Source organism: Candidatus Pantoea deserta, assembly GCF_003813865.1.
GTDB lineage: Bacteria > Pseudomonadota > Gammaproteobacteria > Enterobacterales > Enterobacteriaceae > Pantoea > Pantoea deserta.
The window spans coordinates 127,361-141,550 of record NZ_RMVG01000002.1; the positions used below are offsets into that span (position 1 = coordinate 127,361).

A 14,190-nucleotide genomic window follows, 5' to 3' on the forward strand; every position below is an offset into this window, starting at 1 on the left:
CCTTATGATCATCTCTGCCGCCAGTGACTACCGCGCCGCCGCGCAGCGGATTCTGCCGCCCTTTCTGTTCCACTATATCGATGGCGGCGCCTACAGCGAGCGTACGCTACAGCGCAACGTTGAGGATCTCGCCGACGTGGCGCTGCGCCAGCGCGTGCTGAAAAATATGTCCCAGCTCAGCCTGGAAACGCGCCTGTTCAACGAAACCCTGGCGATGCCCGTTGCGCTGGCGCCCGTGGGGCTGTGCGGCATGTATGCGCGACGGGGTGAAGTGCAGGCGGCGCGAGCGGCGGCGCTGAAGGGCATCCCTTTTACGCTGTCGACGGTTTCCGTCTGTCCGATTGAAGAGGTGGCGCCCGCGATCAACCGCCCGATGTGGTTCCAGCTCTATGTGCTGCGCGACCGCGGCTTTATGCGCAACGCGCTGGAGCGCGCCAAAGCGGCAGGCTGCTCGACCCTGGTTTTCACCGTCGATATGCCCACGCCCGGCGCGCGCTATCGCGACGCTCACTCCGGCATGAGCGGGCAGCACGCCGCGCTGCGCCGCTACTGGCAGGCGGCGACCCATCCGCAGTGGGCCTGGGATGTAGGCCTGCATGGCCGCCCGCACGATCTGGGCAATATCTCCACCTATCTCGGTCAGCCGACCGGACTGGAGGATTACATCGGCTGGCTGGCGAAGAATTTCGATCCCTCGATCTCCTGGCGCGATCTGGAGTGGATCCGCGAATTCTGGGACGGTCCGATGGTGATCAAGGGGATCCTCGATCCTGAAGATGCCCGCGATGCGGTGCGTTTTGGCGCGGACGGCATTGTGGTCTCGAACCACGGCGGCCGCCAGCTCGACGGGGTGCTGTCGACGGCGCGCGCGCTGCCTGCCATTGCCGATGCGGTGAAAGGCGATATTACGCTGCTGGCCGACAGCGGCATTCGCAACGGGCTGGACGTGGTGCGCATGATTGCGCTGGGGGCTGACAGCGTGCTGCTGGGGCGCGCCTGGCTTTACGCGCTGGCGACCCACGGCCAGCGCGGCGTGGAGAATTTACTGACGCTGATTGAAAAAGAGATGCGCGTGGCCATGACCCTGACCGGAGCCAACAGTGTCAGTGACATTACGCGCGACTCGCTGGTGGAAGCCAGCGCGCTGCTCAATATCGCAGCAGAAGCGCCGCGTCCCCGCGCCGTCAGCTGAGCCTTGTCTATACTTATTCACTGTTAACCAACAGGAGGAAGGATATGACTATTCACAAGCAAGGTTCGGCGCACTGGGAAGGCGATATTAAAGGAAAAGGCACCGTCAGCACCGAAAGCGGCGTGCTGAGCCAGACGCCGTACGGCTTCAACACCCGCTTTGAAGGCGCGAAGGGCACCAATCCGGAAGAGCTGATTGGCGCGGCGCACGCGGCCTGTTTCTCTATGGCGCTGTCGCTGATGCTGGGCAACGCGGGCCACAAAGCGGAAAGCATCGACACCACCGCCGACGTGTCGCTGGACAAAAAGGGCGACGGCTTCGCCATTACTAAAGTGGCGTTGACCAGCACCATCAGCCTGCCGGGCATTGAAGACGCCGCGTTTGATGAGATTATTCAGAAGGCGAAAGCGGGCTGCCCGGTGTCTCAGGTGCTGAATGCCGAGATCACCCTCGACTATACCCTGAATAATTGATCCAGCCGGTCGCCCTGAATCGGCGATCGCACTATGCTGGCTTACACTGGTTCTGATGAACCGCAATGGATGCGCCCTGGGGCGCATCTTTTCTTTCTGCGGAAGGAGAGTAAGCGTGGCGAAATATCTGGCGGCAAAGAAACACTGGAAGATGGTGCTGGTATTGCTCTGTATTTGCGGTGCGTTAATGCTGATTCGATGGGCGGCGATGATATGGGCATAAAGGAGTGGGTCTGCCGCCACAAACTCGGTGTGTTAGCGATGGTGATACTGGCGCTGGAGCTGATTCACTTTCTGCTGACCGCCTCCTGGTTACCCTGGGTTTCTCACTGAACCCCCTCACACGTATTCACGATCCTGCTCGCGCTGTCTGGCGCGAATATCGCTGCGCGCGATACGGTACGCTTTGCCCGGATCGCCTGCGACAAACTCAAAGGTCGGCGAATAATAAAACGGCAGCCAGCCGCCGTAGCCGCTCTCCCACTCCCAGCGAACCGGGCAGGGCCAGAGAATGCCGTCATACAAAATGTAATAAACCCAGCGTCCAGTGGGACGGCGGGGGCGTGGTGTTTTCATGGGAATCACAACGATAATGGTTTAAAACAGCTTATATTTTGAACGCTGATGCCGCTGACCGCAACGTTAAAACTGTCTCTTTTTTGCTCATATTGATCTCAGGTCCTGATTAGCGATGCACTTCGCCGCACAGCAGGACCACGTTAGGCCGTACTTTATGGATGCGATCGGCCATAGTTTCACAGGCCGCTTTAGTCGGATAAATACGCTCCGATACCGGCAGGGCATCACAGGCGTCATGGCCGCAGGCGCTCACTAACAACACAAATCCAATCAACATGGCTCGACTCCTTTACACGGTCTCGTTGGTACGGACTGTGATGCATATGATCCTTTTTTACGATCCAGTATAGACAAAGGTGTCGGCTCGACGTTATCAACCTGAGCGGTAAGGCGATCAGGAGAAAAACCAGGCGGGCAGCAGGGCGATAAGATTATTAAGCGTATGCAGAAAAACAGGCAGGGCCAGGCTGTTGCTGCGCAGGCGGGCATAGCAGAGCAGCAGCGAGAAAAGCGTCAGCGCCACCAGCGTCTCCCAGTGCACATACTGAGTGTGCATGGCGGCGAACAGCAGCGAGGTCAGCAGCATACAGGCAAAGCGGCTGCGCGGCGCCCACAGCAAAAAAGCCTGAAGCAAAAAGCCGCGAAACAGCACCTCTTCAAACACCGGCGCCAGCAAGACGGCGGTCAGCAGCAGAATAAGCATCGAGTTGCGCCCCTGCTGCGCCTGCTCCACCAGCCAGCCTTCGGGCTGTAAAAACTGGGTCTGCGCGGCCATCAGCGCAAAAAGCGCGAAAATAAACAGCAGCGTCTGACGAATGCGCAGCTCGCCCAGCGGCAGATCGTTGCGGCGCTGGCAGTAGAAGCGATAAAGCGGATAGATCACAGCAAATTCAAACAGGCAGAGCACCGGCACCAGAAGTCCGTCGTTACGCAGCACGCCGTAATTAGGAAACAGCGTTATCAGCATCGTCACGAGGTAATAGATCACAAAGCTGCCGACGTAGAACAGCGTCAACGTCACTCTGTCGGGATTGGTGTTCATAGGCGACCCAGCCAGCGAAGGAAAGCGCATAGTAGCAACGCGCCCGATCCCTGTCGAGGGAGGCGCGCGTACAAACTTAGCGCAGGAAATTCCGCCCTCAGGCTAAAACCGCGCAGCGGCGCGCCGATAACGGCTTAAACCTGTTCGGAAGCGCTCTGCCGGTAGAAGGCGACGCGTTAGCCGGACGAATTTTATCGCTTAGTTGTGAGCGCTTCTGATGACTTTTGTTCCACCAGAATCGCCGTCGCGCCTGGTTGCGCTGGCGGCAGAAGATCGCACCCTGCGCATTACGCGCCGCAGCCTGCGCGTTTTGTCGCTGCTGCTCACTGGCGTGCTGCTGCTCTCTGTGCTGATGACCATTGTTATCGCGCAGCGGCAAAATCGCGAGGCGACGGAACACGATCGTCAGCTGTTACGCCAGACGTGGCTGGCGCGTCAGGAAAGCATGCTGACGGATGTGCGTGACTATGCGTTCTGGGGAGAGGCGTGGCGCAATCTGCACGTCACGCTGAATAAGAGCTGGGCCTGGGATCAGGAGAACCTGGGGCCGGAACTCTATAAGGAGTACCACTACGATGGCGTCTTTGTGGTGGATGGTCAGGGCCGCACGCGCTACGCGCTGATCGACGGCAGGCTCAGCAAGCTATCGCTGGAGTCCTGGCTGGGTCCCCAGCGCGCGGCCCGGCTGATGCGCGACGCGCGACGCCTGAACCATGCGGCGCTGGTGCGCGATATGGTGATTGAACGGCAGCCCGCGATTGTGGTGGCGGCGCCAGTCTCAATGGGAAAAGCTCCCAACCTGCCGATCGTGCCGGGACCGCCGTCGATTATGATTTTTGTTAACCTGTTTACGCCGGAAAAACTCCAGGCGCTGGGCAGGATGCTGGACGTGCGCGCGCTGCGCGCGGCGGCCAGCAGCAGCGACGCCGCCCTGGAGCCGCGCCTGCTACAGGCGACGCAGGACGATCAGCCCGTTGTGCTGCGCTGGCAGTCAAAGATGCCCGGCGCGCGCCTGCTTGCGCTGCTGCTGCCGGTGCTGGCGGCAATGGCGCTGGTGACGGGCTGGATCGCCCACCGCGTCAGCCGTCAGGCGATCCGCAATGCCGTGCTCTCCGACCGCCGCTTCGCGATGCTGGTTATCAGTCAGCAGGAGCTGGCGAACAGCGAGGCGCGCTTTCGCGATCTGGCCGAGGCCGCTTCCGACTGGATTTGGGAAACCGATGAGCAGGGGCGTCTGATCTATCTCTCTTCCCGCTTTCAGTGCGTGACCGGACATACCGTTGCCGACTGGACCGGGAAGCATATCGATCGTCTGTTAACCCATCCCAGCCACTCGCTGGTGGCCTGGCTGATGCGTCAGGAAGAGAACAGCTCTTCCGCGCCGCTGCGCTGCCAGTTTATGAGCGCTCAGGGCGAGCGCCGTATCGGCCATCTGGTGGCGAAAACCATCTGGCATCAGGAGCGCTGCGTGGGTTTCCGCGGCACGGTTTCTGATATTACCCAGGGGATGGAGGCGGAAGCGCGCATTCACTTCTTATCCCATCATGACGCGCTGACCGGGCTGTCGAACCGCCTTCAGCTACAGGCCTTTCTGACGCGCCATCTGGAGTCGCCCCACAGCGCGTCGCCGCTGGCGATCCTGAGTCTCGATCTCGACCAGTTTCGACAGCTAAACGATACCTGGGGACACAGAGTCGGCGATCAGGTGCTCTGTCAGATCGCGCAGCGGTTGCAGCGTAGCGTTGCGGCGCATGAGCTGGCCGCGCGGCTGGGCGGCGATGAGTTTGTCCTGGTGCTGCAAGAAGATGGGCCTGAAGCGGTAGCGCAGCGCTGTACCCGGCTGCTGCAAGAGGTGCAGCTGCCCGTCGGCGCCGGTCAGCATGTGCACTATCTCACCGCCAGCATCGGCATCGCCTGCGCGCCGCAGGACGCCAGCCATCCCGAAGCGCTGCTGCGTTTGTCCGATATGGCGCTAAACGAAGCGCGTGCGGCAGGCCGCAACCGCTGGGTCCGGTATGCCGATAATATGGCCAGCCAGCATGAGCAAAAACGCGAAATGGCCTGGCGAATTGAACAGGCGCTGCACAACGACGAATTTTGCCTGCACTATCAGCCGCGCTATCAGCTGCAAAGCGGCAGGCTGGCGGGGGCGGAGGCGCTGATCCGCTGGCAGCCTGCTACCGGACAGCCGATTACCCCGGATCGTTTTATTCCGCTGGCGGAAGAAAATGGCCTGATTGTCGCCATCAGCGACTGGGTGCTGGCGCGCGCTTGCCGTGACGCCAGCGCCTGGGGAGCCGATCGCTATGTGTCGGTGAATATCTCGCCGGTTGAGTTTCGTACCACCGATCTGGTTCAGCGCGTCGCGCGCGCGCTGGCGAACAGCGGGCTACCGGCGACGCGGCTGGAGCTGGAAATTACCGAAAACGTGACCTTTGAACACCCTCAGCAGGCGCTGGAGATGATGCAGGGGCTGCGCGCGCTGGGCGTGCGGCTGACGGTGGATGATTTTGGCACCGGCTATGCGGCGCTCGGCTATCTGAAGTCATTCCCGTTTAACGGGCTGAAGATCGATCGGTCATGGATGAAGGATTTTCCAGAGTCGCCGCAGGCGGAGTCGGTGGTGGCGGGTATTATCGCGCTGGCGCACGCTTTCGCCCTGACGATTACGGCGGAAGGAATTGAGACAGAAGCGCAGCTCGAGCAGCTAAAACGGCTCTCCTGCGAAGAAGGGCAGGGCTATTTTTTAGGACGCCCGGTGCCGCTGGCGGCCTTTACTGCGCTTCTGGATGCGACATCTCATACATCACGGATTCGGGCTTAACGAACTTTAACCGCAACCACGGTCATCAGAACGGCAAAGCCCACAAAAATTGCCAGTTCCATCATTTTTCTCCTCAGATAAGTCCTAATAATTGTAGTGAATCGAGGCGGAAAAATTGGTCAGTAAGTGCGAATTATCTGAAAAAACGGGGCGGGTTAGCGCCTCTTTTCCCACAAGCGGGTTAAGCCCGCCGCCATGCTTTGCTACTCTTGGGCGCAGGTTCACCATGTTCATGAGGAGAAAACGTGAAATATTACGGAAAAGCGCTGCTGGCTCTGGCCGTTCTCGCCCTGGCCGCCTGTCAGTCAGCCAGCAAAACGGAAACCGCCGCGGCGGGGTCGGACGTTGAAAACGACACCTGCGGCGCCGCGCAGTATCAGAACTACGTTGGCAAGCCGCTCAGCGCTGTCAACAGCCTGCGTTTTGACACCCCGGTGCGCGCCATTTCCTGGAACAGCGCGGTCACGATGGACTTTAATCTGCATCGGCTTAATTTCCTTGCGGATAAAAACGACACCATCAGCAAAGTGTACTGTGGCTGACGCGTCATAAAAAAGGCGCAGCAGTGTCATCCGGCTGTCATCGATCCCGGCGAGGATAGTCCGCGAACAACAGAGATTTCTCGTCACTCTCGATATGCACTGCTCGTCTTGTTTATTCCCGCTGCGGCGGGAATTTTTTTTGCCTTTACTCTTGCGGACCCGTTTCCATCAGCCGCGCCAGCAGCTGGCGATAGTTTTGCAAACGGCGAGCATCCCCTTCGGCCTCCAGACGCTGTATCACGCGCGCAATAACCGCCTTATTGGTCGCAGGCTGGCCTGCCTCCATCAGTTCACGCAAAATCACCGCCAGCAGATCCGACTCCTGCGGGGCGTTCCATGCGGGGCTGTTGAAGTAGTCCACAATCGCACGGCTGGCACTGTTTTGAACTCTCATACCTACCTCAGCTAAGGCGATGGCGTGCCTGTCACGGCGTGCAAACGCAGCGTGACGGCCAGCAGGGTTTGATCAATGGACCTCGCCGCGACGGGATCTGGCGGAGGCGTTAGCGTGGCCAGGACGGCACACCGACGTCAGCGAAAGCTGGCGTTTTTTTAAACATAGATCTGACGTCAGAAGTTGTCAGTAACAGACTGACATATTTTTTTATCTTTTCTTAACGCAGGCTCAACCGCTGACGCCGGGCGCGTAGAACGCGCCCAAATTCACTGTAAAAAAGGGCAAACCGGGAATTTGCCGCAGCAAAAGCGCCGATGCGCAGCGTAAAACGGTTTTTTCCATTTTGTGCCATGATTTGCCGCTCGGCGTAAAAGATGCATTGGTAAACTATTACCTCCTTTTGCTATCGCTGCCTGCTCATGCCACGCTCAATAGAATCCTGGAAAATTAATCTTATCTCGGTCTGGTTCGGCTGCTTTTTTACCGGCCTGGCTATCAGTCAAATCATTCCTTTTCTCCCGCTTTATATCGAGCAGCTGGGCATTGCCGGCGGTGACGCGCTCAGTATCTGGTCTGGGTTGACCTTCAGTATTACTTTTGTTGTTTCGGCTGCCGTCGCGCCGCTGTGGGGAAGCCTGGCCGACCGGAAAGGACGCAAACTTATGCTGCTGCGCGCCGCGTTCGGTATGGGCGTGGTGATCCTGTTGCAGGCGTTTGTCACTCAGGCATGGCAGCTGTTGCTGCTGCGTGCGCTGATGGGTCTGACCTCTGGCTACATTCCCAACGCCATGGCGCTGGTGGCGGCGCAGGTGCCGCGTGACCGCAGCGGCTGGGCGCTGAGCTGCGTCTCCACCGGCCAGATTGGCGGCGTTATCCTGGGACCGATGCTGGGCGGCCTGCTGGCCGACTGGGTGGGGTTGCGGATGGTGTTTATTGTCACCGCTGCGCTGCTGCTGATTAGTTTTCTCGTCACGCTGTTTCTGATTAAAGAGACCGGCTACACGCCGGTCAGCAAAAAAGAGAAGCTGAGCGGACGCGAGGTTTTCGCCTCGCTGGATAATCCAAAGCTGATGCTATGCCTGTTCGTTACCACTATGGTGATCCAGATGTGCAACGGCTCGGTAAACCCTATTCTGACGCTGTTTGTGCGTGAGCTGGCGCCCACGGCGGAAAATATCGCCTTCCTTAGCGGGGTCATCGCCGCGCTGCCGGGCGTCTCGGCGCTGATTGCCGCGCCGCGTCTCGGCAGGCTGGGCGATCGCATCGGCACCCAACGCATTCTGCTGGCCACCATGGTGGCGTCGCTGCTGCTACTGCTCGCGATGTCTTTTGTCACCAGCGCGACGCAGCTTGGCGTGCTGCGCTTTCTGCTCGGCTTCGCCGACGGCGCGATGATGCCCGCGGTGCAGACGCTGCTGGTGCGCCACTCGCGCGATAACATCACCGGCCGAATCTTTGGCTATAACCAGTCGTTTATGTATCTCGGCAACGTCGCCGGCCCGCTGCTTGGCGCAGCCGTCTCGGCGCTGACCGGCTACCGCTGGGTGTTCTTCGCGACGGCGCTGGTGGTGCTGCTTAACGTGCTGCTGCTCAGGCGTTTTTACCGTCGCCCGCGCACGCTGCTGGCGTCGACGGAGAGAAGCTCAACGCATAGCGCCAGCGCTGCTGAGTCAACAAAAACTCCTCGCTGACGCTCGGACTCCATGAATCGTCGCCGCCGACGCCCATATGAGCGGCGTCCAGATGCAGCCAGCATCCTGGCTCCGCGCGCAGCAGATGGCGGTGCGAGGTGTCGCGCAGCTGTTCCAGACTGTAGCGCCCCAGCGTAAAGCTAAAGTCGCCGCACACCTGCCAGCTTCCCCCGTCAAGCTGACGCGTGCCGCCGCGCAGGCCGTTTTCGCTGGGAAAAACATAGGGCGTAGAGAGCGCCTCCGGCGGCAGCCGCCAGCGTGAGAACTGGGCCGCCAGCTGGCGGTCGGGATAGTTTTCATGCGGGCCGAGTCCCAGCCAGCTTACCTGCTGCGGCAGATCGGCAAGCTGGCAGCGCAGGCCAATCCGCGCAGGCGCAGGCAGCCCGGCGGCCTGTTCGACCTCGACATCCAGCCGCATTGCGCCCTGAGCGTCGAAGCGGTAGCGCTTATGGCTGAGAAACGCCAGTTTGCCGCTGGCATACCAGCCGTGCAGCACCCTGATCTGCACCGCATCCGCCAGCGCCTCTGTTGCTATCTGCTCGACGCGACTGGTCATCGCGTTATAACCGGCGGCTTTCCAGCGCTCCGACCAGGCGTTGGGATCGATGCGCTCCGCCTCGCTGGTGCCGATATCGTTATCCAGCGGCGCGCGAATAAAGCAGTCCTGCAAGGGCGACAGCAGAGTCTCATGCTCATCGATACACCACTGCGTCAGCTCGCCGCTGCGAGGGTGAAAGCGCCAGTGCTGACGGCGATGCGTCACGGCGATCAGGTCATCGTCGACGGTCAGCGTCGGCGGCTCCCCGGACGCCGGCGGCGGCGGCAGAACCAGCGCGGCAGGCAGCGGCCACTGATGCCAGGCGACGCGCCAGTCCGCTGGCGACCATGCGGTGGCGGCGCGCTGGCAGACGGCGACGTTCAGCCAGCATTCGCCCGTCAGCGCGTCCACCGGCGTCAGGGTAATCTGCTGCTCGCCCTGCGGCGCAAGATCCAGCGCCACCTCGCCCTGCGCCACCCGCTCTCCCTGCCGCTCGATGTGCCAGCGCAGCACCTCGTTATCGCTGCGGCGGAACAGGTAGTCGCTGCTGACGGTAAAACGCCAGGGGTTGTCGGCGTCGGGTCTGAACTGAAAGAACTGCTGCGCGCGCTGCGCTTCAAACAGCGCCGGATGCGGCGTCCGATCGGCAAAAACCAGCCCGTTCATACAGAACTGGCGGTCGTTGGGTTTGTCGCCAAAGTCGCCGCCGTAGGCCTGCCAGGGCTGGCCGCGCTCGTCGTAGCGCGTCAGGCTCTGGTCGACCCAGTCCCAGACAAAGCCGCCCTGCAAGCGCGGAAACTGGCGAAACGCCTGCCAGTATTTCGCAAAGCCGCCAAGGCTGTTGCCCATAGCATGGGCGTATTCGCACAGAATCAACGGCCGCGTCTCGCCGGGCAGGCCAATCCACTTTTTCAGTGACCACTTGGGCACGGCGGGGAAGGGCTGGTCTTCGTCAACGCGCGCGTACATCGGACAAATAATATCGGTCGCCGCGCTGTTGGCGCCGCCGCCCTCATACTGAACGGGACGGGTCGGATCGGCGCTTTTTACCCAGCGATAGAGCGCGTCGTGGGTGCTGCCGTGCCCCGACTCATTTCCCAGCGACCAGATAATAATGCTGCAATGGTTGCGGTCACGCTGCACCATACGCGTCACCCGCTCGCTAAAGGCGGCAAACCAGCGCGGGTCGTCCGCCAGGCGGCTCATCGGCTGCATGCCGTGAGTTTCGATATTGGCCTCGTCCACCACATACAGGCCGTAGCGGTCGCACAGGCGATACCACAGCGGGTGATTAGGATAGTGCGAGCAGCGCACCGCGTTAAAGTTGTGCTGTTTCATCAGTTCGATGTCGCGGCGCATCGTGGCTTCGTCCACCACCTGGCCCTGTTCAGGATGGTGCTCGTGCCGGTTTACGCCGCGGATCAGCAGCGGCTTGCCGTTCAGGCACAGCAGGCCGTTTTCAATAGCGACGCGGCGAAAGCCAACGTCGAAGGCTTCCACCTCCGCCACCTCGCCGGCGGCATCAAGCAGCGCCAGGGTCGCGCGATAGAGCGCAGGGACTTCAGCGCTCCAGAGTTCAGGCGCATCAATGTGCAGGCGCAGCGCGGCGCGCTCCGCGTAATGGCCGCGCTCGTCGATCGTCGCGCTGCCGAGCGGCTGTTCAACCACGCCTGTGGCCAGGCCATCTCGCCACAGGGTCAGACGCAACGACATGCCCGTCGTGGGCGCCGCGACGCGCACGCGCGCCCGTAGCTCAGCGCTGCGGTACTCCGGGCTGAGCAGGGTTTCCAGCTGCACGTCCGCCAGGTGCGTGTCGGGCTTGTGCAGCAGCGAGACGTCGCGGAAGATGCCGCTCATGCGCCACATATCCTGGTCTTCCAGATAGCTGCCGTCGCTCCAGCGCAGCACCATTACCGTCAGGCGGTTAGGGCCGCGCACCAGCGCCGCGCTGAGATCAAATTCGGCGGGCAGGCGACTGTCCTGTGAATAGCCTATCCACTGCTCGTTGCACCAGAGATAGAAGGCCGAGCTGACGCCGTCGAAAATAATGCGGGTCTGGCCTGACGCCAGCCAGCTTTCATCAATATCGAATGTGAGCGAGTAACATCCTGTCGGATTGTCGCGGGGCACGAAAGGCGGATTAACCGGGAAGGGATACTGAACGTTGGTATAAATCGGCGCATCGTACCCGTGCATCTGCCAGTTTGCCGGCACCGGCAGCGCACCCGCATCAGGCAAATCCTGACGCAGCCAGTCAGCAGGAACCGCTTCCGGCTGGTGAAAGTAACTGAAGGTCCACAGGCCGTTAAGGCTGCGCAGCGCCGGGGAGAGAAGCTCATCGCGCGCCGCTGTTTCGCTACGCCAGCTGGCGAAAGGGGGATGGGCGTCCAGACGCTGAAGACTGGTGACAACCGGATTTTCCCAGTCGCGGCGGGCAAGGATCTCACTCAGTGAAGCCGATAAAATTGACATAGCGGTGTCCTTAAAATGTATTGCGCTCACAATGCGATTTTTTTCTTCCCCTGTAAAGTGGCGCGGCTGGTCGAGATGCCGATTTTTTTAATCTGTCCGTCAGAAAAAAACGGCCAGATGCAGGTTTTGTGTCACTTTCGTGCCAGTAAATTGTTAAGTCTGGTATGCAGGCGTTAATACCGCCCGGAGTCGGAAAATTCTCGCTTGTCGCCTGACTGGGGCGCTCATACACTCGGCTCGTTTTTTCCTTCACCCTGAGGTCGTTATGGTACGTATAGCTAAACTTGCCGCGGTTGCGGCGCTGGTTACCGCATTAAGCGGTTGTCTTTTTCCGCCTCCGGGTGGCGGCGGCGGCTGGGGAGGCCCTGGCGGCGGCGGTCATGGGCACGGTTTTTCTGGCCCGCGTTAATGCGCCATAACCCGGCGTTTAATTAAAGCTGAAACGATTTACGTCTCGCTTAAATATCAGTCAAACGTTTCGCCCGCTTTAAATTAAGCGTTTAAGCGTTGTTTTAAGAAAACTTGTTATAAACAACAGCCTGAAAAGGCTGTTTTTTTATTTGGGCTGGTGATAACTTCTGCTTTTATTTCTCCGGTAGGACAAGGGCATGAAGAACCTTATCGCTGAATTGCTGGTAAAACTGGCGGCAAAAGAAGAAGAGTCGAAGGAACTGGTCGCCCAGGTTGAGGCGCTGGAAATTATTGTCACCGCCATACTGCGCAAACTTGAACCGGAGCAGCAGCAGTCTATTGCGGCGGGTATCGACGATGCCATGCACAATGCCAGCGCGGATACGCAAAGCGAAGACGCGCAGCTATTACGCAATTATCTGGATAAAATGCTTAATCATCCGCGCGTCTGAGCGCATCAGGGTAGCTGTGCGATCGCTGCTGCAAATTCGCGCAATTTTTCTGCCGCTTTAGTGAGTTCGTGCCAGGCTTAACGGGTTAGTCATTAAGGGAGTTTCAACGATGAAATCGTATTTAACGTTGTTCGTGACGGCGGCGTTATTATTTAGCGGCGTCAGCGTGGCGCAGGCCGCTGAAAAAACCGAACAGCAGCAAAAAATGGCGCTGTGTAACCAGCACGCCAGCTCGCAAAATCTCAAGGGCGACGCGCGTAAATCTTTTATGAGCGACTGCCTGAAAAAGGACAGTAAATTATCGGGTATGACCCCGCAGCAGATGAAAATGAAAACCTGCAATAGCGAAGCGGGCGACAAAAAGCTCAGCGGCGACGCGCGTAAGACCTTTATGAGTAGCTGTCTGAAAAAAGCCTGATCCCCTTTGAACACGGCCCGCTGCTGGCCGTGTTCTCTTCAGCCGTCCCGGCCGTTTACTCCCCGTTTAATTCCGCTGGCGACCGCCGCACGCGTTGCCAAACTATTGCGTAAAAGCTATCTAAATATTACCGCTTAATGAACCCCGCGGCGCATAGCGCAGCGGCAATTCTCTCTGTTGCAACATAAGGAACCCGTTGTATGGTAGCGGCGATCATTATCGGCGTATTTATTATTAGCGTTTTTTACGCCCACTCTCGCGGGATAGAAAAACAAAAACTTTCGCGCCAGCTTTTTGACCACTCAACCTTTATGGCGCCGATCAATATGTTTATGACCGGTTTTTCAACCTTGCCGGGAAAACAGCCCTATTTTCCCGTGGAGTCGTTTCCTGAGCTGCGCCAGCTGACCGATAACTGGCAGGTTATTCGTGAAGAGGCGCTGCGTTTACAGGATCATATTAAAGCAGCGCAAACAAATAACGATGCGGGCTTTAATACCTTCTTTAAACGCGGCTGGAAGCGGTTTTACCTGAAATGGTACAGCGAGGCGCACCCTTCCGCCCGCGAGCTGTGTCCGGTTACCACCGAACTGGTCAGCCGTATTCCGTCAGTTAAAGCGGCGATGTTCGCCGAATTGCCCGCAGGCAGCCATCTGGGCAAACATCGCGATCCCTACGCCGGCTCGGTACGCTACCATCTGGGCCTGCAAACCCCCAATGACGATCGCTGCTTTATCGAGGTCGATCGCCAGCGCCACAGCTGGCGCGACGGCGAAGCGGTGATTTTTGATGAAACCTATGTGCACTGGGCGCAGAACGAGAGTGAGCAGACGCGAATTATTCTGTTCTGCGATATTGAACGCCCGATGAAGTGGCGCTGGGCGCAGGCGGTCAATCACTGGGTCGGTAGCTCTTTAATGTCGGCCGCGGCCTCGCCCAATGATGAAAACGATCGCACCGGCTTTATCAACCGTATTTTTAAATATGTCTATGCGCTGCGTAATGCCGGACAGAATCTAAAAAAACGCAACAGGAGACTCTATTACTGGGTTAAGCATGGCCTGATCGTCGCGATCTTCGCCCTGATTATCCTGCCCAGCCTCTTTTTCTGATACTCACACGGTTACAACTTTAAACAGGCGGCTTAACAATGGGTTAG

At 59.1% G+C, this 14,190-nt stretch carries 14 protein-coding genes; 9 read left to right on the top strand and 5 right to left on the bottom strand.

The annotated features are described in order from the left end of the window. Positions 1–4: 4 nt before the first annotated feature. The 3 genes from lldD to yniD all read left to right on the top strand — a co-directional run bounded on the left by lldD (position 5) and on the right by yniD (position 1,888). A complete protein-coding gene (gene lldD, locus BBB56_RS03185) occupies positions 5–1,192 on the top strand; it encodes an FMN-dependent L-lactate dehydrogenase LldD (RefSeq protein ID WP_123798727.1) in 1,188 nt (395 codons plus the stop codon). Between the two features lie 44 nt (positions 1,193–1,236). Further along, a complete protein-coding gene (locus BBB56_RS03190) occupies positions 1,237–1,665 on the top strand; it encodes an OsmC family protein (RefSeq protein WP_123798729.1) in 429 nt (142 codons plus the stop codon). A gap of 115 nt (positions 1,666–1,780) precedes the next feature. After that, a complete protein-coding gene (yniD, locus tag BBB56_RS23700; protein ID WP_233592982.1) occupies positions 1,781–1,888 on the top strand; it encodes a small membrane protein YniD in 108 nt (35 codons plus the stop codon). Between the two features lie 116 nt (positions 1,889–2,004). On the opposite strand, the gene BBB56_RS03195 is transcribed toward yniD, so the two are convergent. From BBB56_RS03195 to BBB56_RS03200, 3 genes are all read right to left on the bottom strand, one after another. Then, positions 2,005–2,241: a hypothetical protein gene (locus BBB56_RS03195; protein WP_123798732.1), complete on the bottom strand. Its 237-nt coding sequence runs from the start codon at positions 2,239–2,241 to the stop codon at positions 2,005–2,007. 109 nt (positions 2,242–2,350) lie between these two features. Next, positions 2,351–2,521, bottom strand: a complete 171-nt coding sequence (locus tag BBB56_RS23600; protein ID WP_199756186.1) for a hypothetical protein — start codon at positions 2,519–2,521, stop codon at positions 2,351–2,353. A 117-nt stretch (positions 2,522–2,638) separates the two neighbouring features. Then, on the bottom strand, positions 2,639–3,286 hold the full coding sequence (locus tag BBB56_RS03200) for a CPBP family intramembrane glutamic endopeptidase (RefSeq protein WP_123798733.1): 648 nt from the start codon (positions 3,284–3,286) through the stop codon (positions 2,639–2,641). 217 nt (positions 3,287–3,503) lie between these two features. Between BBB56_RS03200 and BBB56_RS03205 the strand changes: the two genes are divergently transcribed. Both BBB56_RS03205 and BBB56_RS03210 read left to right on the top strand, forming a co-directional pair. Further along, the gene (locus tag BBB56_RS03205; protein WP_123798735.1) at positions 3,504–6,110 is read left to right on the top strand and encodes a bifunctional diguanylate cyclase/phosphodiesterase; all 2,607 of its coding nucleotides are present in this window, start codon (positions 3,504–3,506) and stop codon (positions 6,108–6,110) included. A 245-nt stretch (positions 6,111–6,355) separates the two neighbouring features. Then, positions 6,356–6,652, top strand: coding sequence for an I78 family peptidase inhibitor (locus BBB56_RS03210; RefSeq protein WP_123798738.1), 297 nt, complete (start codon positions 6,356–6,358; stop codon positions 6,650–6,652). 145 nt (positions 6,653–6,797) lie between these two features. On the opposite strand, the gene BBB56_RS03215 is transcribed toward BBB56_RS03210, so the two are convergent. Then, positions 6,798–7,046 (bottom strand): biofilm development regulator YmgB/AriR family protein, encoded by a 249-nt coding sequence (locus BBB56_RS03215; RefSeq protein WP_123798740.1) that lies wholly within the window; start codon positions 7,044–7,046, stop codon positions 6,798–6,800. Positions 7,047–7,468: 422 nt separating this feature from the next. Between BBB56_RS03215 and BBB56_RS03220 the strand changes: the two genes are divergently transcribed. After that, positions 7,469–8,740 (top strand): multidrug efflux MFS transporter, encoded by a 1,272-nt coding sequence (locus BBB56_RS03220; RefSeq protein ID WP_123798742.1) that lies wholly within the window; start codon positions 7,469–7,471, stop codon positions 8,738–8,740. Here BBB56_RS03220 and BBB56_RS03225 read toward each other — a convergent pair. After that, positions 8,640–11,750, bottom strand: a complete 3,111-nt coding sequence (locus BBB56_RS03225) for a beta-galactosidase (RefSeq protein ID WP_123798744.1) — start codon at positions 11,748–11,750, stop codon at positions 8,640–8,642. The genes BBB56_RS03220 and BBB56_RS03225 overlap by 101 nt on opposite strands. Positions 11,751–12,358: 608 nt before the next feature. On the opposite strand from BBB56_RS03225, the gene iraP reads away from it, so the two are divergent. From iraP to lpxO, 3 genes are all read left to right on the top strand, one after another. Beyond that, on the top strand, positions 12,359–12,613 hold the full coding sequence (gene iraP, locus BBB56_RS03230) for an anti-adapter protein IraP (RefSeq protein ID WP_123798746.1): 255 nt from the start codon (positions 12,359–12,361) through the stop codon (positions 12,611–12,613). A gap of 109 nt (positions 12,614–12,722) precedes the next feature. After that, positions 12,723–13,031 (top strand): PsiF family protein, encoded by a 309-nt coding sequence (locus BBB56_RS03235; RefSeq protein WP_123798748.1) that lies wholly within the window; start codon positions 12,723–12,725, stop codon positions 13,029–13,031. Between the two features lie 200 nt (positions 13,032–13,231). Continuing rightward, positions 13,232–14,143, top strand: coding sequence for a lipid A hydroxylase LpxO (gene lpxO / locus BBB56_RS03240; protein WP_123798750.1), 912 nt, complete (start codon positions 13,232–13,234; stop codon positions 14,141–14,143). Positions 14,144–14,190 lie beyond the last annotated feature (47 nt).